This window comes from Putridiphycobacter roseus (genome assembly GCF_003234935.1).
GTDB classification, from domain to species: domain Bacteria; phylum Bacteroidota; class Bacteroidia; order Flavobacteriales_D; family Crocinitomicaceae; genus Putridiphycobacter; species Putridiphycobacter roseus.
In genome coordinates, this window is sequence record NZ_QKSB01000006.1 from 143,680 (window position 1) to 164,297 (window position 20,618).

The 20,618-nt window shown below is 33.2% G+C and carries 22 protein-coding genes and 1 pseudogene; 16 read left to right on the forward strand and 7 right to left on the reverse strand.

Annotated elements, in window-relative coordinates; genetic code table 11:
• Positions 1-20: 20 nt before the first annotated feature.
• Positions 21-839, reverse strand: a complete 819-nt coding sequence (locus tag DNU06_RS11140) for an enoyl-ACP reductase FabI (protein WP_111063413.1) — start codon at positions 837-839, stop codon at positions 21-23.
• Positions 840-1,251: 412 nt separating this feature from the next.
• Here DNU06_RS11140 and DNU06_RS11145 point away from each other — a divergent pair, with 412 nt between their 5' ends.
• Positions 1,252-1,668: a DUF7793 family protein gene (locus DNU06_RS11145; RefSeq protein WP_111063414.1), complete on the forward strand. Its 417-nt coding sequence runs from the start codon at positions 1,252-1,254 to the stop codon at positions 1,666-1,668.
• Between the two features lie 138 nt (positions 1,669-1,806).
• Here DNU06_RS11145 and fahA read toward each other — a convergent pair whose 3' ends face one another.
• On the reverse strand, positions 1,807-3,078 hold the full coding sequence (fahA, locus tag DNU06_RS11150) for a fumarylacetoacetase (RefSeq protein WP_111063415.1): 1,272 nt from the start codon (positions 3,076-3,078) through the stop codon (positions 1,807-1,809).
• A gap of 45 nt (positions 3,079-3,123) precedes the next feature.
• On the opposite strand from fahA, the gene DNU06_RS11160 reads away from it, so the two are divergent.
• From DNU06_RS11160 to DNU06_RS11170, 4 genes and pseudogenes are all read left to right on the forward strand, one after another.
• Positions 3,124-3,711 (forward strand): hypothetical protein, encoded by a 588-nt coding sequence (locus DNU06_RS11160; RefSeq protein WP_146239221.1) that lies wholly within the window; start codon positions 3,124-3,126, stop codon positions 3,709-3,711.
• Positions 3,708-4,577, forward strand: coding sequence for a hypothetical protein (locus DNU06_RS11165; protein WP_146239222.1), 870 nt, complete (start codon positions 3,708-3,710; stop codon positions 4,575-4,577). The genes DNU06_RS11160 and DNU06_RS11165 overlap by 4 nt, the downstream gene beginning before the upstream one ends.
• A pseudogene (locus DNU06_RS18115) lies at positions 4,570-4,701 on the forward strand (ribonuclease H1 domain-containing protein); the annotation flags it as partial. The gene DNU06_RS11165 and the pseudogene DNU06_RS18115, both read left to right, overlap by 8 nt.
• A 30-nt stretch (positions 4,702-4,731) precedes the next feature.
• On the forward strand, positions 4,732-5,382 hold the full coding sequence (locus tag DNU06_RS11170) for a ribonuclease H1 domain-containing protein (RefSeq protein WP_233503020.1): 651 nt from the start codon (positions 4,732-4,734) through the stop codon (positions 5,380-5,382).
• 1 nt (position 5,383) lies between these two features.
• On the opposite strand, the gene DNU06_RS11175 is transcribed toward DNU06_RS11170, so the two are convergent.
• Together DNU06_RS11175 and DNU06_RS11180 are read right to left on the reverse strand one after the other, a co-directional pair.
• Positions 5,384-5,824 (reverse strand): PaaI family thioesterase, encoded by a 441-nt coding sequence (locus DNU06_RS11175; RefSeq protein ID WP_111063420.1) that lies wholly within the window; start codon positions 5,822-5,824, stop codon positions 5,384-5,386.
• A 193-nt stretch (positions 5,825-6,017) separates the two neighbouring features.
• A complete protein-coding gene (locus DNU06_RS11180) occupies positions 6,018-7,370 on the reverse strand; it encodes a UDP-N-acetylmuramate--L-alanine ligase (RefSeq protein WP_111063421.1) in 1,353 nt (450 codons plus the stop codon).
• A gap of 175 nt (positions 7,371-7,545) precedes the next feature.
• On the opposite strand from DNU06_RS11180, the gene DNU06_RS11185 reads away from it, so the two are divergent.
• The 4 genes from DNU06_RS11185 (at position 7,546) to DNU06_RS11200 (ending at position 11,691) form a co-directional block, all read left to right on the forward strand.
• Positions 7,546-8,397 carry an MBL fold metallo-hydrolase gene (locus tag DNU06_RS11185; protein ID WP_111063422.1) on the forward strand — a complete coding sequence of 284 codons (852 nt, stop codon included), beginning with the start codon at positions 7,546-7,548 and terminating at the stop codon, positions 8,395-8,397.
• Positions 8,398-8,415: 18 nt separating this feature from the next.
• On the forward strand, positions 8,416-10,167 hold the full coding sequence (locus tag DNU06_RS11190; protein WP_111063423.1) for an SPOR domain-containing protein: 1,752 nt from the start codon (positions 8,416-8,418) through the stop codon (positions 10,165-10,167).
• Between the two features lie 20 nt (positions 10,168-10,187).
• Positions 10,188-10,745, forward strand: a complete 558-nt coding sequence (locus DNU06_RS11195; RefSeq protein ID WP_111063424.1) for a GNAT family N-acetyltransferase — start codon at positions 10,188-10,190, stop codon at positions 10,743-10,745.
• Between the two features lie 103 nt (positions 10,746-10,848).
• Positions 10,849-11,691, forward strand: coding sequence for an SAM-dependent methyltransferase (locus tag DNU06_RS11200; protein ID WP_111063425.1), 843 nt, complete (start codon positions 10,849-10,851; stop codon positions 11,689-11,691).
• A 10-nt stretch (positions 11,692-11,701) separates the two neighbouring features.
• On the opposite strand, the gene DNU06_RS11205 is transcribed toward DNU06_RS11200, so the two are convergent.
• A complete protein-coding gene (locus tag DNU06_RS11205) occupies positions 11,702-13,498 on the reverse strand; it encodes an ABC transporter ATP-binding protein (protein ID WP_111063426.1) in 1,797 nt (598 codons plus the stop codon).
• A gap of 158 nt (positions 13,499-13,656) precedes the next feature.
• Here DNU06_RS11205 and rpmH point away from each other — a divergent pair, with 158 nt between their 5' ends.
• The 6 genes from rpmH to DNU06_RS11235 all read left to right on the forward strand — a co-directional run bounded on the left by rpmH (position 13,657) and on the right by DNU06_RS11235 (position 18,130).
• Positions 13,657-13,818, forward strand: coding sequence for a 50S ribosomal protein L34 (gene rpmH, locus DNU06_RS11210; protein ID WP_111063427.1), 162 nt, complete (start codon positions 13,657-13,659; stop codon positions 13,816-13,818).
• A gap of 148 nt (positions 13,819-13,966) precedes the next feature.
• Positions 13,967-15,013: a pyruvate dehydrogenase (acetyl-transferring) E1 component subunit alpha gene (pdhA, locus tag DNU06_RS11215; RefSeq protein WP_111063428.1), complete on the forward strand. Its 1,047-nt coding sequence runs from the start codon at positions 13,967-13,969 to the stop codon at positions 15,011-15,013.
• A gap of 30 nt (positions 15,014-15,043) precedes the next feature.
• On the forward strand, positions 15,044-16,309 hold the full coding sequence (locus tag DNU06_RS11220) for a pyruvate dehydrogenase complex dihydrolipoamide acetyltransferase (protein WP_111063429.1): 1,266 nt from the start codon (positions 15,044-15,046) through the stop codon (positions 16,307-16,309).
• A gap of 121 nt (positions 16,310-16,430) precedes the next feature.
• A complete protein-coding gene (locus tag DNU06_RS11225; RefSeq protein ID WP_111063430.1) occupies positions 16,431-17,051 on the forward strand; it encodes an outer membrane beta-barrel protein in 621 nt (206 codons plus the stop codon).
• 95 nt (positions 17,052-17,146) lie between these two features.
• Positions 17,147-17,782, forward strand: coding sequence for a hypothetical protein (locus tag DNU06_RS11230; RefSeq protein WP_111063431.1), 636 nt, complete (start codon positions 17,147-17,149; stop codon positions 17,780-17,782).
• Positions 17,783-18,130 carry a hypothetical protein gene (locus DNU06_RS11235; RefSeq protein WP_111063432.1) on the forward strand — a complete coding sequence of 116 codons (348 nt, stop codon included), beginning with the start codon at positions 17,783-17,785 and terminating at the stop codon, positions 18,128-18,130.
• Between the two features lie 66 nt (positions 18,131-18,196).
• Here DNU06_RS11235 and DNU06_RS11240 read toward each other — a convergent pair whose 3' ends face one another.
• Entirely contained in the window at positions 18,197-18,625 is a 429-nt protein-coding gene (locus DNU06_RS11240; protein WP_111063433.1) for a hypothetical protein, read from the reverse strand.
• A 111-nt stretch (positions 18,626-18,736) separates the two neighbouring features.
• On the opposite strand from DNU06_RS11240, the gene lpcA reads away from it, so the two are divergent.
• Positions 18,737-19,315, forward strand: a complete 579-nt coding sequence (gene lpcA / locus DNU06_RS11245) for a D-sedoheptulose 7-phosphate isomerase (RefSeq protein ID WP_111063434.1) — start codon at positions 18,737-18,739, stop codon at positions 19,313-19,315.
• Here the strand turns inward: lpcA and DNU06_RS11250 are convergent.
• Positions 19,305-20,615, reverse strand: coding sequence for a hypothetical protein (locus DNU06_RS11250; RefSeq protein ID WP_111063435.1), 1,311 nt, complete (start codon positions 20,613-20,615; stop codon positions 19,305-19,307). The two genes, lpcA and DNU06_RS11250, sit on opposite strands and share 11 nt — an antisense overlap.
• Positions 20,616-20,618: the final 3 nt, after the last annotated feature.

Consider the following 20,618-nt stretch of genomic DNA (forward strand, 5'->3'; position numbering starts at 1 on the left):
TTGTATCTTATAGGTTCTAATTAAGAAGCAGAACCAAATTTATCAATTACTTTTTGTGTTACACCTGTATTTGAATAACCACCATCATGGTATAAATTCTGCATAGTCACATATTTAGTCAAGTCTGAAAACAAAGTTACGGTATAGTTCGCACAATCATCAGCAGAAGCATTTCCTAAAGGTGACATTTGATCTGCATAATCAATAAAACTATCAAATCCCTTTACGCCACTTCCTGCTGTGGTAACTGTAGGTGATTGAGAGATAGTATTTACTCTGACGTGTTTTTTAATACCGTAATGATAACCAAAACTACGAGCCACAGACTCCAAATAAGATTTGTTATCTGCCATATCGTTATAATCAGGAAATACTCTTTGTGAAGCAATATAGGTTAATGCTACAATAGAACCCCATTCACTCATGGCATCAAACTTCATAGCAGTTTGCATTACTTTGTGGAAGGATAATGCTGAAATATCTAAACCTTTCAACGTATAATCATAATTTTCATTCGTATAATGATTTCCCTTTCTTACGTTTACTGACATTCCAATAGAGTGAAGGATAAAATCAATTTTACCACCCAATATTTCCATAGATTTAGTAATTAAATTCTCTAAATCCTCTATACTAGTAGCATCTGCAGGAATGATGGTTGCACCTATTTTCTCTCCCAATTCTTTAATCTCTCCCATTCTCATGGCAATTGGTGCATTAGTCAATACTATTTCTGCGCCTTGTTCGTGCGCTTTTTCTGCAACTTTCCAAGCAATTGATTGGGAGTTTAATGCTCCAAAAATAATTCCTTTTTTTCCTTTTAATAATCCGTTTGACATACTCTTTAATTTAGACAACAAAAGTAATTTTTATTTTGATTTCAACTTAGATTTGCACTATAATTTCAGTATCCATGAAAAAAAATACGGATTGAAATTCAATTGTGTTAATTTTTATTCTTCCACTTATGTGTTTTTGAAAGTAGCATAAAATTTAATTGCGAAAAAAAATAACTTAGTCGGTAGATTTAAGTGTTTCGTCGAAAAAAAATTAATTTTAATGCCCGTAAAATGAATGGGAAAACAAGTACCTTTTTATTTGATAACCTATAGAATACAGATAAATTACAGGGGAATTAACAAGGTAAATAAAAGCCCATTAAAATAGACATATCATTAAAATTTATAATTTTATCGACAGAATATGTGGTTTTATCGAAATTATCTATATATTTGTCCTGTACAAAATGGTATGGACGAATATAAATCAAATAAAGCCGTTGTCAGTAAATTTGGAAATTCAATTGTCTTGATTGAATATAAAGAAGATGGGACAACGTGTGAAAGTGATTTAGTTGACATTGAAAAGTCAGTAGTGACAGCTTTAGGTAACCAACCCTATTTTTCAATATCAGTTTTACCTGCTAATTTTCGACATTTTAATGAAGAAGCAAAGAATTTCATCATTGATGAAAATAAGTGTTTAAAAAATAGAATGATGGATACGTACGTAACGAATTCTTTTGCAAAAAGAATAGAATTAGAATTATTTTTTCAGTTGTATAAACCAACTAGAAAAACAAAAATATTTAATTCGATAAACAAGGCGTTAACCTATTTATCGAATGTTAAAAAGTTAGAAACTGAAAACAAGAATGTATTAGTTTAGCGGGGATTTTACTAATACAATATTCAAGGTTTCATGTTTCTACCAACAAAGAGGTTGTTTTTACAACCTCTTTATTTTTTTCAAAAAAAAAATGTGTTCCTTTTACAAAACACATTTTTAATAATTTAAAATTATAATTTATTTAGCTGGCAATACTTTAGTTGAAACTTCTCCAAATCCAATTCTTAAACCATCTTTTTCACAATATCCGCGCATAATTACCGTATCGTTATCCAAGATAAACTTTCTCTCTGTTCCATCTTTCATTTTAAAAGGTCGACTACCTTTCCAGGATGTTTCCAACATAGATCCAAACTGACCGTACTCAGGTCCACTTATCGTTCCAGACCCCATAGCATCACCAACATTAATATTACACCCATTTACGGAATGGTGTGCTAACTGCTGATTCATATTCCAATACATATACTTAAAGTTAGATTGACCTACGCAATCTTCTTCCCCGTTTTCGGGTTTAATAAATACATCTAAATTTACATCTAAGTGTTTTTCTCCTGTATATGTTAAGTAAGGTAACACCTTCGGTTCTTGTACTGGACCGGGAATTCTAAAACTTTCTAAAGCATCCATAGTTACTACCCATGGAGAAACACAAGAAGCAAAATTCTTACCTAAAAAAGGACCCAGTGGCACATATTCCCAACCTTGAATATCTCTAGCACTCCAATCATTCAACAAAGACATTCCAAAAATATAATCATCTGCCTCTTCTGTAGAAATAGAATCTCCTAATGCTTTTCCTTGAAAAGTATAAAAAACAGTTTCCAATTCGAAATCTAATAAATTAGAAGGACCAAAAGTTGGCAATTCATCATTCGGACCTTTTTTCTGTCCTTTTGGACGGTGTATAGGTTGTCCCGAAACAATAATAGAAGAAGCTCTGCCATGATAGCCAACTGGTATATGTTTCCAATTCGGCATTAATGCATTTTTAGGATCTCTAAACAAACAGCCAACATTATAAGCATGTTGCTCACTTGAATAAAAATCGGTATAATCGCCAACTTTTATTGGCAACATCATCTCTACCTCATCCATATGATTCAGAACTTGAGAAACATGGTGCTCATTGTTCTTTAAATCAGGGAAGTCTGACTTTAATAATTTGTAAAGTCTCAATCGTAACTCACTTACATTTTTCTTCCCTTTCAACATCATATCATTAAGATGAATATTGTCAAAATCTTCTATAGAAAATGGTAAATTTTTTAAATATCCCAATACAAACAAACTTTTTAAATCCAATACATGCTGCCCTATTGCAACACCAACTCTTGGACTTAAATTAGAGGTTTTAAATATTCCAAAAGGTAAGTTTTGGATTGGAAAATCAGAATTATCAGGTACTTCAACCCATGATTTATCTTTATTATCAACTTTAATTGACATGTTTTATTATTTTTACGTGTTAAATACTCTTGCTATTATTTTTCAATGCCTAAAGATACAAAAGAAATAGAAAACAAAAAGAAAATTAGGTACGGATGGTTTGCCTTTCTATTTGTAATCTTACACTTTTTTTTTATCCTTATTTCCATTTTACCCCAAGCGTATTCATCAGATAGACTCCACTTTGTATCTAGCCAATATGTACAGCCATTTTTTGTCCAAAGATGGGCCATGTTTGCTCCCTGTCCTACATTTGAAAATAGATTTAAATTCAAATATTATTTTAAAAACGACAGTACAGCTTGGATTGATCCGAGTATTTCCGTTCTAAATGTCCATCAAAAAATGCCTTTCACCCACAATGGTAATCTAGCAGTCGGCCAATACAATATGCTCTATTGGGTAAAATGCGACCTCGACACCTTACCCATCCCTACGGATCAAGCGATTAATTTTCAAAACTATCCTGTATTAAAGAAAAAACGCGGTCTTCTTTTATTAAAAAACTACACCGAAGGCTATGCCAGACTTAACTTTGATGAAAAACCGATTTCTACCAGCATAGAAATAGATTACAGACACGTTTTTGATCCAAATGAAAGTAAAAAATACATTTTCAATAACTTTAAATGATGACTAAAATTCCATATTGGTTTATAAAACCATTTACACATGGATATAAAATACATGTTTTCAAAAAGGTATTATATGCATTTTTAATTTTAAATACATTGACCATGTTTCCAATGGTCGATACCATATTTTCGTACAATGGTATTGCAGGATCAAATGGTTTTCGCTGGAATGGAATAGAGTCATTCTTAAATATATTAAGTCATCCAGTTTGTAATAACCGTCCCTATATTGCCTGGTTTTTTGTTATCGGACAATTAACGGCTTTAACATTTGGCTGGTTTAAAATATGGCCGAAAATAACTGGAATTGCTATTTATTTTTTCACCACTAACCTAATTACCAAAGGTGGCTTATTTTTTACAGGCGGTGAAGTTCTGTTGTCTATTCTATTATTTTACCTGATGTTTATCCATGAAAATAAGAAGGAGGAAGTCCTGCAAAATATATTAAACAATACTTTTTATTACCTAATTTTAATTCAAATAATAGTACTCTATTTTTTCTCCACTTTTTTTAAATTATTCGACCCAAATTGGACCAATGGCATGGCATTAGTGTATGTATCCGAAATACCCTTTTATTCCAATCAAATATTTTATTCCTTTGCCCATTTATCTATCCCTTTATCCAAAATGTTTACCTATGCCGTATTGATTTATCAGGGTTTATTTCCAATATTTGTATGGATTCCAAAAATAAAAATTCCATTCTTGATATTTGGTGTACTATTGCACTTAGGGATAGCTTTTGGGATGGGAATATTTACATTCGGAATTACCATGGTAATTTCTTATATTTTATTTTTAAATGAAAAGCAAATTAGATTTCTAACACAAAAATTCAAGCGATCAACAAATGGCTAAAAAGAAAAAATTCTATGTAGTTTGGGAAGGGCATGAACCTGGGGTTTATACCGACTGGAATAAAGCTCAAAAACAAGTTTCTGGCTACACAGGCGCCAAATTTATGTCATTCGAAAACTTAAAAGATGCTGAAAGCGCATATAAGACTGGTATAATACCGCCAAAAAGAGCTGGTGAAAAGACTAAATACTACGTCGTTTGGGAAGGACATACACCGGGTATTTACACCGATTGGATTACCGCTCAAAAGGAAATTCAGGGCTATCCAAAACCCGTATATAAAATATTTGGTAGTAAAGCATTAGCTGAAAAAGCATTTAAAGAAGGAGCAGAGAATTACAAAGGAGATTATAAGAAAACCAGAGATTTAACAGCAGAAGAATTGACCAAAATTGGCAACCCATTGGAATTGGCATTGTGCGTGGATGCTGCTTGTAACGGTAAAGGAGATTTTGAATATAGAGGTGTATGGATGCACAATAAAGAAGAAGTTTTCAGAGTTGGTCCTTATCAAAAAGGATCGAATAATATTGGTGAATTTTTAGCCTTGGTACATGCCTTGGCCTTTTTAAAACAATTGAAAGATGAAAAGATGCAAACTTTCCCCATTTATTCCGATTCTCGTATCGCCATGGGCTGGGTAAAAGCAAAAGTTTGTAGGACCAAACAATTGCCAACTCCGGAAGTAAAAAACCTGATAAATAGAGCTGAACATTGGTTGAAAACAAATACTTTTAAAAATCCAATATTAAAATGGGAAACTAAAGTCTGGGGCGAAATACCTGCAGATTTTGGAAGAAAATAAATTAAACAACCATCCCACTTTTTTGATATGGATAAGCGTTAAATGTACCCGTAGCAACCGCAATTAATTCTCCCGTTTTTTCAAGAATAATTTCCCCCTGCGCGATAATGATTCTTTTTCCTGCAGAAATTACCTTTCCGTTCCCAATCAATACATCTCCTAAAAACGCAGGTTTAAGATAATTAATTTTAAACTCTACTGTAGACACTAAGTTTAGGTTCTTCGCCGATTCAGTTAACGCAGCCACCCCCATAATACCATCCATATAGCCAGCAATTAAACCACCATGTGAAGTAGTAGGTGTCGCTAAATGTTTTTGTTGTACCACTAATTTATACTTAATCTTACCAGCTTCATAGCTTAACAGTTCCATTCCATTTTCTCTACCAAACTGGTTCGTTTTCTGGTAAACCGCAATTAAATTATCAATAAATCCTTCCATGTCCTCAAAAGTATAAAATTACCTGACTGCATTCCTATTATATCCTTATTTATTAATGAAGACATACCTACTTTAGCAGGTCAATTAATCGACAACATTCATTCGAACATCAAGGACTTTACACAGCATTTACCGCCAGAAATATGCCTGGATACAAATCGCATCCATCAAAAAATAAAAGCAAGTAAAATATTTAAAGCATCACTTTTTTTGCAAAATCATTCAAATCAATCCCATTAAAATTACCCGAACTCATTAATAATAAGTTTGTCAATGGTTTCATTTCTTTCTCTAGCTGCTCAAATAGTACGGTAGAATCTGTAAACACAGTTACATTCTCTGTCCCAAAACCAAGTCTCACATCCTCGGCCGTTATTGGCGCTAATTTTTTATGCTTTACCACTTCTGGACTAAAATAAACATACGCCTTATCTGCTGCTGCCATAGCATTCTTATACTCTGGTAAAAAGGCTTTTTTTAAAGAAGAGAAGGTGTGTAATTCCATACAAGCAATTAATTTCCGTTCTGGAAACTGTTCTTTTACCGCTTGGGTGGTCGCTTTTAATTTTGAGGGGGAATGCGCAAAATCTTTGAAAACAATTGTTTTATCATTCTCGGCAATAGTCTCTAATCTTTTAGCCGCCCCTTTAAAGCTTTGAATTGCATTAAAAAAATCATGATTACTCACACCAATTTCATTTAAAATCAATCGCGCACCATTCATATTTTGTAGATTGTGGGCTCCAAAAACGTGCATAGGGTAAGCCTTTCCTTCAAATTCAACCACTGTTTTATTATTAACAATCGTATAATTTAATGTATTATAAGGAATCGTTGTTGCCTGCTTTATCTCCCCTGCAATATTTTGTAAAACGGGATCCTTTTCGAAATAGATTAATTTGCCATTTTCTTGTACATCCTCGGCAAATATTTTAAATTGCTCTACATAGTTCTCAAAGGTTGGAAATACATTTATATGGTCCCAAGCCACACCACTTAACAAAGCAATATTCGGCTTATACCAATGGAATTTAGGTCTTAAATCTAAAGGAGAAGATAGGTACTCATCTCCTTCAATCAACATATATTTTGCATCTGAAAATTGTACCATACAATCAAATCCATCTAATAAAGCGCCTACTAAAAAATCCGTCTTAATCTCCAAGTTTTGCATTACGTGAAGAATCATAGACGTGATGGAAGTTTTACCATGGCTCCCCCCAATAACAATCCTAATTTGATCTTTCGATTGCTCATAAACGAACTCAGGGTAAGAATATATTTTCAATCCCATTTCTTGGGCTGCTAACAATTCTGGGTTATCTTTTCTAGCATGCATTCCTAGAATGATAGCATCCACACCTGGATGAATATTTTCAACGTTCCATCCCATTTTTTTAGGATAAATACCTTCCTTTTTCAAACGTGATTTCGAAGGTTCAAAAATTTCATCATCCGAACCTGTCACTTCTAACCCTTTACGCTTCAACGCCATGGCTAGATTGTGCATGGCACTACCCCCTATTGCAATAAAATGTACATGCATATTTTATATTTTTACGAATGTCTATAAAAAAATAAAAGTCTTGACAATTATGTATGCTATTTTTAAACATTTACTTTTTAGTTGGAAGGGGCTTAATGGGTTAAAATGTTCAAAATTATCATAAAAGGGCCCAAATCTCAAAGATTTTTCGCATATTTGACAAAAGAATTTAGCTATGAAATTACACCCAATTAACACGGGAAATTTTAAATTAGATGGCGGTGCAATGTTTGGAGTTGTGCCTAAAACCCTCTGGGAAAGAACTAATCCTGCGGACAATAATAACATGTGCTCTTGGAGCATGCGCTGTTTATTAATTGAAGATGGCGATCGTTTAATGTTAATTGACACAGGTATTGGCGATAAACAATCTGAAAAATTTTTCAGTTATTACTACATGTTTGGTGATGACACTTTGCAAAAAAGTATAGAAGCTTTAGGTTTTGGTTTAGATCAAATTACAGATGTAATCCTTACCCATTTGCACTTTGACCATTGTGGTGGTGCAATTGCACGTAATAAAGATGGTAATTTTCGACCTATATTTAAAAATGCTACCTTTTGGAGTAATGCCAATCATTGGAAATGGGCAACCGAACCCAATGCTAGAGAAAAAGCGTCCTTTTTAGCCGAAAATATAAATCCTATTCAGGAAAGTGGTCAATTAAAATTTATTGAAAGAACTGGAAAATTTGTCGAAAATTCATTTCCAGATATTAGCTTCCTTTTTGTGGATGGACATACAGAAAGTCAAATGATTCCGCACATTAAATACAAAGGGAAAACAATTGTATTTATGGCCGACCTTTTACCCAGTACTGGACATATTCCCTTGCCTTATGTAATGGGATATGATACTAGACCATTATTAACTTTGGATGAGAAAGAAATTTTCTTAAATAAAGCAGCGAATGAAAATTACATTTTATTTCTTGAGCACGACCACTTAAATGAATGTTGCACCCTTAAACAAACCGAAAAAGGAGTGCGATTGGATCAAACATTTAAGCTAAGCGAAGCATTTTAATTTCCCAAAAAAAACATTATGAATAAGTATATCATTGAATTATTAAAACACCAAAGTTCTCTTATCCTACCTGGTATAGGTGCCTTGATGGTAATCAATAAAAGAACAGGGGAAATTAAATTTAATCCCCATTTAACATTCAATGATGGTGCTTTAGCAGATTACATTGCACAGGAAGACAATATCGACAAAACAGAAGCCCAAAACAAAGTCGCTAAATTTACCAGAGACATTAAGGCTAAGTTAGACAAAGGAGAATCGTACGATATTTTTGAATTTGGTAATATTTTTAAAAATGCCAATGGCGAGATTAGCTTTGAAATGGCAGCTACCAAGGAAACACCGGAAACTAACAAAAGCGAAAAGATTGCTAAAGTGATGGATGAGGTAAAAGAAACCACCGAGAAATTAGTCCAAAAAAGTACGGATAAAACAAAAGAAATTGTAAAATCGGTAGATAAAGTTACTGAAGAGACAAAAGAAGTTGCTGCTAAAATTGGTAAGGATTTAAAGGCTGCAAAAAATACTTTTGTTGCCAAAGAGGAAATAAAGGATAAAAATATTGTTCCCAAGATTGTACAACCCTCAAAAAGCAAAATAGACAATAAAATACCAATTGCAGAGGCATCCGTAAAAATTAAAGAAACAGTTGAAAACACTTTAGAAACTGAAAAAAAGAAAAGAAAACTGTGGCCTATACTATTACTTTTACTGATTGGCTTAGGGGTTGCAGGATATTTCTACCAAAACAAAATCAAATCTTTTTTAGGTTTAGACAAGCAAAATACTTTAAATAATGTAAATAATTATCCAGATGCAGACCAGGATGGTATTCCTGATTTTGCAGACATAGACATCACCAAAGGAACAGATGCAGATGGAGATGGAATTGATGATTTAGCAGACTTGGATTACTCTAAGGGAAAAGATGCAGATGGAGATGGTATAGATGATGCTTTTGCAGCATTAGCCATGGCGCCAATTCAAAAAGAATTTGATCCACTTGAAATGCTAGATGAAGACGAAGATGGTATTCCTGACTTTGCAGATGTAGACATCACCATGGGGACAGATGAAAACCATAATGGAATTGATGATAATTTTGACGCTGCGATAATAAAAGGTACAGATATCGACAAAGATTGCATTGTAGATAGTTTAAAAAACATAGCCTTATTGAATCAAATTAATGCAAACTTTAAAGACAGTGATAATAACGGCATACCTGATTTTGCAGATGTAAATGAAACAGGCGGACCAGATGTAAATGAAAACGGAATTGACGACATGTACGAGTCTGTAGACCGAGATATTAATAATGACGGAATCCATGATTCTATTCAAATGGCCATGGTAGCCACAGATCATATCTCTCCTGCCGAGGAACCTGTTCTAGAAAACAATACTGCAACGGACCAGCTAGAAGAATCAGTAGGATTAAAGGATGAGATTATTGCAGATGAACAAGCCATGGAAGAGATAGAAAAGGAAGTAGTAAAGGTAGAAGCTGTTAAAAAACCAAAGACAACCAGTACTGGCTATACCGCCAAAGGAAACTACCATGCAATTGGAGGAGCTTTTGAAGAAAAATCAAATGCTGAAAACTATACTGAAACCATGAAAAATAAAGGCTACACGGCACTAATTGTAGGACGTTTTGACGGCTTGTATTTGGTTTCAATCAAACAGTACAATTCTTTAAATGAAGCTACAACAAACTTATCGGATATTCGATCTGCCGCTAGTAGTGCTTGGATTTTTAAACATTAAGTTATTTTAATTGATTTGTAATGGAGGAATTTCCGACCATAAAAACTAAACGACTGTTTTTAAGACGAATTACTTTAAGTGATTTGACGGAATTACAACAAATAGTCAATAATAAAAACATTACCGATCAGTTACTAAATTTCAATTACCCATACACAAAAGAGGATGCGCTTAAGCGGTTTCATTTTGTGTGGGATGGTTTTCAAGAAAACATAAGATATGTATTTTTAATAACGGATTTAAATACTGACGGGTTACTGGGGGAAATTGGTTTACACATAGATTCAGCCAATAATCATGCAGAAATTGGCTATTGGGTAGCGGAGGATAACTGGGGGAAAGGCATTGCAAAAGAAGCCACAAAGGCCATTTTAAAATTTGGTTTTGAAACCTTAAAACTGCACAAAATTTTTGCCACACACTTCACCACAAATCCAGTTTCCGGTGGTGTATTAATCGCCAATAAAATGATAAAAGAAGGCGTATTAAAAGACCATTATCTTACGCCAACAGGTTATCAATCGGTAATACAATATCGGCTTACCAAAACAGAATACGATAGCCTTTCATCTATCTAAATTAATCCTATCAAATTGATGCGTACTTATTTCGTATCCCTACCTTAAAAACGTACTTATGCACGAAGTTTATATATTTGTTGCTTAAGAATTCATATACCCTATGTTCACTACAAAAGAAGTTGCAAGTTATTATGATACTACCCTCATCCATTATCGGCAATGGTGGGGATTAAAAAAGAACCTGTCTTTACATTACGGCTTATGGACAAAAGGTATTTCTTCTTTTTCGGAAGCATTAGCAAATACGAACAAGGTATTATTAAGCCACACTAATATCGATTCAAAAAGCAAAGTGCTTGACGCTGGTTGCGGCGTAGGTGGTGCAGCTATATATATCCACCAAAAAACCCAAGCAAGTATCACAGGACTTACTTTGAGTAAAAAACAAATTGAATTTGCCATGGCAGCTGCTCAGGAAAAAAACATAGTAGATGCTGTCAATTTTTTAGAAATGGACTTTACCTATACCACTTTTCCTTCCGAGACTTTTGATGTGGTATGGGCCTGTGAAAGTATTTGTAATGCTATAAATAAAGCAGCTTTTATCCAAGAAGCTTATCGCTTACTCAAACCAGGAGGACAACTTATCATGTGTGATTTTTATAAAAAATCACAGCAACAAAAAGACCGTAAAGCTTACATGAAAAAATGGGGCGATACTTGGGGAGTACCTCAATTTGAAACTGTTCAATTTTTTAAAAGTGAAATGCTCAACAAGGGCTTTAACCGCATCAAAACATTTGACCATACCAGTGACATTAAAAAAAGTGCTAAAAAGCTATACCGTGCCGCATTACTTGGTGCGCTTCCATCTATGCTATATAATGTTACCCACCCAAAAGTCTCCTACTTTGCAAAAAACCACTATAAATGTGGCTATTACCAATACAAAGCCCTACAAGAAAACTTATGGGAATACCAAATCATAACGGGATATAAATAAATAAAATGCTTTAAACCTGTGTATTGTTTAATTGATAATACATTCCTGTTTTATCAGCAATCAAATCCTCATGTTTACCCTTTTGTTTAACCTGACCATTTTCTAAGACTAAAATGGTATCGGCATTTTTAATGGTAGATAAACGGTGTGCAATGACGATAGATGTTCTATCTTTCATTAATTTCTCTAGCGCATCTTGCACCAACTTTTCAGATTCCGTATCCAATGCACTGGTCGCCTCATCAAGTATCAAAAGTTTAGGGTTTTTAAGCACAGCTCTCGCAATGGCAATTCTTTGTTTTTGTCCGCCTGAAAGTTGAATTCCTCTATCCCCTACTTCCGTATCAAACTGTTCTGGAAAACCTAAAATAAACGATAATGCATTGGCTTGTTTAGCTGCAGCTTCTATTTCTTCATTGCTTGCATTCAAATTACCATATGCAATGTTCGCTCTTATACTACCACTAAACAAAATTACTTCCTGCGGTACAATCGCTATTTGAGATCGAATACTTTCACTTGAAAATTTAGAAATATCATTACCATCAAAAGTGATTGCCCCACCACTTAATGGGTAATATTTTAGTAATAAATTAGAAATAGTTGTCTTACCAGCTCCTGAACTCCCCACTAAAGCAATCGTTTGTCCATGTGTCACCTCAAAAGTCACCCCTTTAAGCACTTCCACATCTGGACGAGAAGGATAGGAGAATTTCACCGCATTAAAAGCAACATTACCACTAAAATCATCTAAAGCAGGTTTATTTGCATCTACTTCTTCTTCTTCATGTACTAAAGTCATTAAATATTCAGAAGCACCAATGGCTTTTTGAATTTTCGCATATAAATCAGGTAATGAAGCGAAGGAAGCACCAACAAAAATAGTATACAAAACAAAAGCGTAAAACTCTTCATTAGAAATAGAAGTAGGTACCATTCCTTTTGCTTTCCATATAATAAATACAATTGCACCAAATAAAGCAAAGACAATAAAAGAAACAAAAGCCCCTCTTAATCTCCCATTCTTCATACTTAACTTTGCTACTTTATTTACTTTTTCTTCATATCTATTATACTCATAGTTTTCATTTGTAAAAGATTTCACATTGTAAATTCCCATCAATGTTTCTTCTAGTATCGCATTTGATTTTGCGGATGCATCTTGGGCCTTTTTTGAAAGTTGTTTTACTTTTCTACCAAACAAAACTGCGACAATTGCAACAAAAGGAACAACCGCTAACATCCATAATGCCAATTGCCATGAAGCAAAAAGTATAAAACCTACCCCCAAAATAATGGTGATAAATTGTCGGAAAAATTCTGCAATGGTTGTATTCAAGGTTTCTTGCAATAAGTTGATATCTGTTGCAATTCTAGAGGTTAACTCCCCAACTTTATTTCTGTTAAAAAAATCGATAGGTAGGTGCAGTAATTTTTTTACTGTCGTTGTTTTAATATCTTTTAAAGTTTTCTCAGTGACATTAGAGAATATAACCACTCGGAAAAATGAAAAAATAGCTTGGAATGTAAAAACAATAAACATTAAAATAAAAATACCATTGGTATTTAAAGAAGACAAATCGAGACTTGGCATACTGGTTAAAGCAGGGTTTGTATTATCTTTCCCTAATAACTGTCCCATTAACAAAGGAAACAACATAGCGGTTACGCTTGACAATAATAGGAATATCCAACCTACTGTATATATACCTCTATAAGGCTTTAAATAAGATAAGAAGTTTTTAGCTTGCTTGTAAGATTCCGGGGATAATTTAATTTTTTCAGTTTTTTTATTGCGTCCAAGCATAATTTATTAGTTTTGCACAAAAATACATGGAATTCTAAAGTAGAATAATAAAAATGTATTTTTTTTTGGATAATGCTTTGATGTAAATGATTTTTATATATCTTTGCAGTCCGAATTAGGAAAATAAAATTAAAAATACATTATAAAACGCTTTAGAAATGAGTAAAAGAACGTTTCAACCATCATTAAGAAAAAGAAGAAACAAACATGGTTTCAGAACAAGAATGGCTACAAAAAATGGTAGAGCCGTTATAAAAGCAAGAAGAAGAAAAGGTAGAAAAAAATTATCTATATCTTCTGAAAGATTAGCTAAGCGTTAATAAATAACAACTTTTTATATAAAAGCCCTGACTATATTGTCAGGGCTTTTTTTTTGCTTAAATTTAACAGGCAATTAAAAGGAGAATGAGTATATAATATAAAAATTAAACTTTTATATTTGTCAACAGCAAAATTAAATAGATTGTTATGGCCGTAAAAAAAGCTGCTCCAGCAAAAACAACAAGAAAGACACAAGCTTCTAAGTTTTCAAAAGAAACTTATATCAAATGGTATAAAGACATGTTGATGATTAGAAGGTTTGAAGAGAAAATTTCTCAATTATATATTCAACAAAAATTTGGCGGTTTTTTACACGTCTATATTGGTCAAGAAGCCATTGCAGCGGGTACAGTATCTGCCTGTAAAAAAGGAGATAAACATATTACGGCTTATCGTGATCATGGACATCCTATTGCTTTAGGTACCGATCCTAAAAACTTAATGGCAGAACTTTATGGTAAAGCTACTGGCTGTTCTAAGGGGAAAGGTGGTTCTATGCACTTTTTTGACAAGGAAAGAGGTTTTTACGGTGGACATGGTATCGTTGGCGCTCAAATTCCAATGGGTGCAGGTATTGCATTTGCAGAACAATATAATGAAACTGGAAATGTATGTTTCTGTTCATTTGGTGATGGTGCAGCTAGACAAGGTGCTTTGCATGAAACATTCAATATGGCCATGGTATGGAAGTTACCCGTAATTTTTATTATCGAAAATAATAACTACGCCATGGGAACCTCTGTGGAAAGAACTACCAATGTTACGGACATGTCTAAAATGGGAGATTCTTACGAAATGCCATCTTTTGTAGTAGATGGTATGAAGCCAGAAGCAGTACATGAAGCAATTGAAGAAGCTGCTGAACGTGCTAGAAAAGGTAATGGCCCTACTTTATTAGATATTAGAACCTATAGATATAAAGGTCACTCCATGTCTGATCCTCAAAAATACAGATCGAAAGATGAAGTAAGTGAGTGGCAAGATAAAGACCCTATTGATCATGTATTGTCCGTAATCAAAGAGAAAAAATACATGACACAAAAACAAATTGATACCGTGGAGGCGGAAACCAAACAAACAGTTTTAGATGCTGTGAAATTTGCGGAAGATTCTCCATTTCCTGACAAAGAGGAATTATACAATGATGTTTATCAACAAAAAGATTATCCATACATTAAAGAATATTTAGCTTAAATAAGCAATCAATAATAGATTAAAAGCATTATGGCGGAAATAGTAAGAATGCCGAAATTATCAGATACCATGACCGAAGGAGTTGTGGCGGAATGGCATAAAAAAGTAGGTGATACAGTAGCAGAAGGTGAATTATTAGCCGAAATTGAAACAGATAAGGCTACTTTAGAATTTGATTCCTTTTATGATGGTGTGTTATTACACATTGGTCTTCAACAAGGAGAAGCAACACCAGTTAATGAAATTATAGCCATTATTGGTGAAAAGGGAGAAGATATCTCTGCATTATTAAAAGAAGAATCCGCAAGTAAAACAACGGAGACTGTAGCAGAAACTCCTGCAATTAAAAAAGAAGAAGTTTCCCCAGAACCTACACCAACTCCTGCACCTGTTGTGCAGCAAAACGCTGCGGAAGAGGTGGTATCTGTAGATACGCCTAATGGTAGAATATTTGTATCTCCATTGGCTAAAAAAATGGCAGAGGAAAGACATATTAATCTTTCAAATGTAAATGGATCAGGTGAACATGGTAGAATCGTAAAAAGAGATATTGAGAATTATACGCCTGCTACAACCAATGCTAATGCGCCTGTTTTTTCTGCGCCTGTAGGAAATGAATCTTTTACAGACGAACCATTGTCTCAAATGCGTAAAGCAATTGCTAGAACGCTTTCCAACTCCAAATTCTCTGCTCCTCATTTCTATTTAAAAATGGAAGTGAATATGGACAATGCCATAGAAGCTAGAAAAGCAATTAATGCAGAAGAAGGAGTGAAAATTTCCTTTAATGATATAATTGTAAAAGCAACTGCTGCTGCTTTAAGAAAAAACCCTAAAGTAAACGTAGATTGGTTAGGGGATAAGATTAGATACAATAACCACATTCACATTGGTGTTGCGGTTGCTGTTGAAGAAGGTCTAGTGGTTCCTGTAGTTAAATTTACAGATACAAAAGGATTTGCACAAATTGGTGCCGAAATAAAAGAATTAGCAGTTAAAGCTAAATCTAAAAAATTGCTTCCAAGCGATATGGAAGGGAATACTTTTGCTATATCTAACTTAGGAATGTATGGCATAGAAGATTTTACTTCAATAATATACCCTCCAAATGGATGTATATTATCTGTAGGCGGTATTAAACAAACACCTATTGTGAAAAATGGGGAGATTGTACCTGGTAATATCATGACTTTAAGTTTATCCTGTGATCATAGAGCGGTGGATGGTGCAACTGGATCTGAATTCTTAAGAACTTTAAAAGGTTATTTAGAAAATCCAGTTAGAATAATGGTGTAATAACAACTAAAATAAACCAAATAAAAAAGACCTGCTTGCAGGTCTTTTTTGCTTTATTTATAGCTTTTAATACCATTATATAAAACAGAATAGTATATTTAACCGAACAAAAAAACTTATTATGAAAAAAGGAATCATAGCACTTGGGTGTGCTTTATTAATTACTGCTGGTACTAATTTTTCGAATGCACAAGCGCTTGAGGAAGGAAATGTACAATTAGATGTATATGCTGGATATCCAAATTTATTAAATTCTGCTTTTAAAAATACAGAAATTTTAGATTTTGAAGATGAAATTGAATTTTCATCAATTCCGACGGTTGGTTTTAGATTTGGTTATATGTTATCTGATAAAATTAGTTTAGGAATTGATTTTAATTATTCTAGTTTTAGCTTTAATTATACGGATGAAGCAACTAATTACGATTACCAAATTGGATTAAATAGAATTAGAGCAATGGCTAGGTTTGAAGTACATTTTAGTCAAAATGATAAATTAGATATGTATATGCCAATTGCAGCAGGAATACATAAAATAACGCCTAAAGTTTCTACTACAGATCCTAACGAGCAAGAAACAGTAAATGATGTTGAGGATATCCTTGGACTATTTGATTTCCCTGTAGCATTTAGAGTTGGTTTTGGTGGAAGATATTTCTTTACGGATAATATTGGTCTGAACCTAGAATTTGGCTTAGGTGGTGGTGCACTAATTGAAGGTGGCCTAGCAATTAAAATATAACTTTTTAGAAACCTTTATATTTAGGGAGCTTTTAGCTCCCTTTTTTTTGTCTAATTATATAGCATTTAAATAAATATTATATATATTTAAGTGTTATGAAATACATTTATCTAATTCTCTTTTGCTGCTTTCTATCAAAGCAAAACTATGGTCAAGCTTTAGAAAAAAATAATTTAGTTCTAGAATTTGGCATGGGCTATCCGCCTTTAAGTTATTTTACTTCAGGGAGTGCATTCAATAATTTTGGAATAAATAAAGTAATAAATGTAGGAACATTTATTTTAGAAGCAGAGTATTTTGTGTCTGATAAAATTGGCTTTGAAATTTCAACCATGTATTCTTTTTATCAAAATGTAGAAAGCCTTCAGTTTACACAATTTGATCCAGTTTCCGGTACTTCAAAAAGTATAGACTATGACAAAATTATAAATAAAAATAGGTTCAAATTTCTTTTAGGACCCAATTTTCACTTGTACAGAACCGCTAATTTAGACACCTATTTAGGTCTAGGATTTGGTATTAATAAATCCTTTCAAACTATAAAATATACGGAAACGTTACCAAGTGCACCAGACAATGCCTTCGACTTTTTTAATTTAGATACTTCCCCCATTGCCATGCGAGTTTCCTATGGGTTAAGGTACTTTTTTAGTGAATATTGGGCATTTAAAGCAGAATTCGGACTAGGTGGACCAATTATTAATCTTTCTATTTCTACAAAACTTAATTAAATGAAAAAAACAATAACGATTATCAGTCTTTTATTAATGGTGCATTTGACTTACGCACAAAAGACGACGAATGAATATGAATACTTAACCATTAACGTAATTTATGGTTTAAAAACATCTGGTTTTGTCAATAAACTATTTATCGATATTGGTAAAACTGCAGGGCATTCACTAAGTGGTCAAGTGACTAATGATCACGACAAAGTATTAATAGATAGTTATGAATTTGACTCCGTGACTGACCTCATCAATTATTTAGGTAAAAAAGGTTGGCGACTGACTTTTTTAAAAGAAATCACCATATTAAGCGACACCTACTATTCTTATACCCTAGAAAAGGTAAATTAACCGAATTATGATTACAAAAAAAAGCCTGTACATTACTGTACAGGCTTTTTTTTTTAGAATTTTATTTTATTTAAAATTCGCTCCTGGTCCAGCGGCTTTTTTATATTCTCTTTTCTTCGGTTTTATCTTATCTACAAATAAAACATAAAATTTTTCTCCAGCTTCATTCGAGATTTCTTCAGAAATTCCATTCACTATACCTGGTGCTCTTTTTAACTTATTTGTAAATTTTTGATCCATTAAAGCAAACTCGCCATCTTCATATTGTACAAAAATGGAAACTATTTTCCCATTTTCAACGCGTACCTTTCCATAAATACAAAAGGACTCTTCTCCCTCAATAAAACTAATAATAACATTTCTATACATGTCATCCGTTACGGTATAGGCGCCACGTTTTTCAAATACTGTTTTCCAATCCGAATAACAGCCAGTTTGAGCATAAGAATTTACGAAAAATACTGATAATAAAATAAGTAAAAATATTTTTTTCATTTTTAATGGTTTTGGTTTTGTTGTCTGATTTTCAAATATACTATAAGTTTCATAATTTCTTTATATTAGAACAATTCTATTTTGTACATTTGAAAAAATCAAGCAAGTTTTATGGACACTCAACAAATTCTGAACCACTTTTTAGAAGCCCAATCCGTTTTAGAAAAATTCATAGCTAATCCACAGCATATTTTAAATATAAAATTAGCTGGTGATCAAATGGTTAAGTCTATTAAAAACGGAGGTAAAATAATTTCTTGTGGCAATGGTGGTTCTATGAGTGACGCCATGCATTTTGCAGAAGAAATGACAGGTCGATTTAGAGACAATAGAGCTGCAATGCCAGCCATTGCAATTTCAGACCCAACCCACTTAACTTGTGTAGGAAACGATTATGGTTATGATGCTGTTTTTTCAAGATTTGTGGAAGGAATGGGTCAAAAAGGAGATGTACTCCTAGGGATTTCAACAAGCGGGAATTCAAAAAATGTTATCAATGCAGCTAAAGCAGCTAAGGATAAAGGAATGTTTGTTGTGGCTTTAACCGGGAAATCTGGTGGTGAATTAGCCAATATTGCCGACATTGAACTAAGAGCTCCTATGAGTGATTTTGCGGATAGAGTGCAAGAAATTCATATTAAAATTATACATTCTTTAATCCATTATATCGAAACTGAAGTTATCGGTTAATTTTTTCAACGTAAACATACTTCTTTTGTATCGACTCAAATGGTCGGTATATATAATACACCTTATTGTCTACCACCATAATTTTTTCAACATACTTGTAAAATAGTCTCCTCGAAAAAATAATTTGTCCGGTCTGGGTATCTAGTAAACTCAAATAAGTAAAACCATCTCTTTCAAAAATAACATAAATAGCTTGGTTATTTTTATCTTGAATTAAAGGTTGTTCCCACCCCGACTTTCTTTCATGAAGATGATAATCTATTCCTGTACTATCTAAAGCGACTCCCATGGCATCATAAATAAACATTTTACTCTTATAATGATCAAAAACCAATACCGTATCTTTATGGACAAATAGCGGCGCGTAAAGTGGCTGGTAATAGATAGAGTTCGTAAAAATGGTAGCACCTACCCAGACCTCTTTATCAATTCCCGTTTCAACTTGCTTTTGAAGGGCCCACAACCTTGTTCTAACATCAGAAAATTTAAATTCTGATAAGTACTGCTCCATCATTATTTCATCTACAATCCCTAATAATGGCAAATAAGTAGAATCCTTTTTATTAAATTGAATGTAATTAAATGCAGGATATTTTTCTGAAAAATTGGTGTAATAAATGTTCTCATTTAAAGTATCTAATATAGAAGATACATAGGTAAAATAATAATCTTTGTCTTCTTCAAACAAGTGTAGTTTTTGATGGATTACACGCACAAGAAATACCTTTGTTTCAGAAATTAAATGGACATTTTTCCTAAAGTCCGATTTTAACTCTATCGCCTTTTCAGACAATTCATAAGTATCAATCACCCTTTGATTAGTATCTAATAATTGTAAAGCACTTCCTTTAGCCATTGTTTTTGCATAGGTCAATAGTATAAAGTTAGATTGTGCATCTAATTCAAAATCAGCGACAGAATAAGCATCCGTCCCAAAAAAATGTAATGGTTCTTTCGCTTTTACAATAATTTCTTTTAATACAATATCATTTAAAACCAAGTTGATTTCCAAGCGGTTATTTTGAATGCTTTTTAATAATTTTCGGTCGACAGAAACAAGGAGCGGATCGTGATTGATTTCGGTCACTTGCATTTCATACAAGCGAGCAAGTTCGATTTCAAATTGATAATAGCCACTTACATTTGATTTAGTAAAGTCAGCTTTGCCTTTTCCATAAGCAATACGTGCATATTTTACTATCCCACCTTCGGTATTGTTAATTACCCCAAAAACAGTTACGGTTTGCGCGTTACACAAACCTTGAGTATAAAAAAGAAGGAAAAGAATAAAAATACGCATCTT

Coding starts and splice junctions, on each gene's coding strand:
- DNU06_RS11140 (WP_111063413.1), bottom strand. CDS start 839: ATGTCAAACGGATTATTAAAAGGAAAAAAAGGAATTATTTTTGGAGCA.
- DNU06_RS11145 (WP_111063414.1), top strand. CDS start 1,252: ATGGACGAATATAAATCAAATAAAGCCGTTGTCAGTAAATTTGGAAAT.
- fahA (WP_111063415.1), bottom strand. CDS start 3,078: ATGTCAATTAAAGTTGATAATAAAGATAAATCATGGGTTGAAGTACCT.
- DNU06_RS11160 (WP_146239221.1), top strand. CDS start 3,124: ATGCCTAAAGATACAAAAGAAATAGAAAACAAAAAGAAAATTAGGTAC.
- DNU06_RS11165 (WP_146239222.1), top strand. CDS start 3,708: ATGATGACTAAAATTCCATATTGGTTTATAAAACCATTTACACATGGA.
- DNU06_RS11175 (WP_111063420.1), bottom strand. CDS start 5,824: ATGGAAGGATTTATTGATAATTTAATTGCGGTTTACCAGAAAACGAAC.
- DNU06_RS11180 (WP_111063421.1), bottom strand. CDS start 7,370: ATGCATGTACATTTTATTGCAATAGGGGGTAGTGCCATGCACAATCTA.
- DNU06_RS11185 (WP_111063422.1), top strand. CDS start 7,546: ATGAAATTACACCCAATTAACACGGGAAATTTTAAATTAGATGGCGGT.
- DNU06_RS11190 (WP_111063423.1), top strand. CDS start 8,416: ATGAATAAGTATATCATTGAATTATTAAAACACCAAAGTTCTCTTATC.
- DNU06_RS11195 (WP_111063424.1), top strand. CDS start 10,188: ATGGAGGAATTTCCGACCATAAAAACTAAACGACTGTTTTTAAGACGA.
- DNU06_RS11200 (WP_111063425.1), top strand. CDS start 10,849: ATGTTCACTACAAAAGAAGTTGCAAGTTATTATGATACTACCCTCATC.
- DNU06_RS11205 (WP_111063426.1), bottom strand. CDS start 13,498: ATGCTTGGACGCAATAAAAAAACTGAAAAAATTAAATTATCCCCGGAA.
- rpmH (WP_111063427.1), top strand. CDS start 13,657: ATGAGTAAAAGAACGTTTCAACCATCATTAAGAAAAAGAAGAAACAAA.
- pdhA (WP_111063428.1), top strand. CDS start 13,967: ATGGCCGTAAAAAAAGCTGCTCCAGCAAAAACAACAAGAAAGACACAA.
- DNU06_RS11220 (WP_111063429.1), top strand. CDS start 15,044: ATGGCGGAAATAGTAAGAATGCCGAAATTATCAGATACCATGACCGAA.
- DNU06_RS11225 (WP_111063430.1), top strand. CDS start 16,431: ATGAAAAAAGGAATCATAGCACTTGGGTGTGCTTTATTAATTACTGCT.
- DNU06_RS11230 (WP_111063431.1), top strand. CDS start 17,147: ATGAAATACATTTATCTAATTCTCTTTTGCTGCTTTCTATCAAAGCAA.
- DNU06_RS11235 (WP_111063432.1), top strand. CDS start 17,783: ATGAAAAAAACAATAACGATTATCAGTCTTTTATTAATGGTGCATTTG.
- DNU06_RS11240 (WP_111063433.1), bottom strand. CDS start 18,625: ATGAAAAAAATATTTTTACTTATTTTATTATCAGTATTTTTCGTAAAT.
- lpcA (WP_111063434.1), top strand. CDS start 18,737: ATGGACACTCAACAAATTCTGAACCACTTTTTAGAAGCCCAATCCGTT.
- DNU06_RS11250 (WP_111063435.1), bottom strand. CDS start 20,615: ATGCGTATTTTTATTCTTTTCCTTCTTTTTTATACTCAAGGTTTGTGT.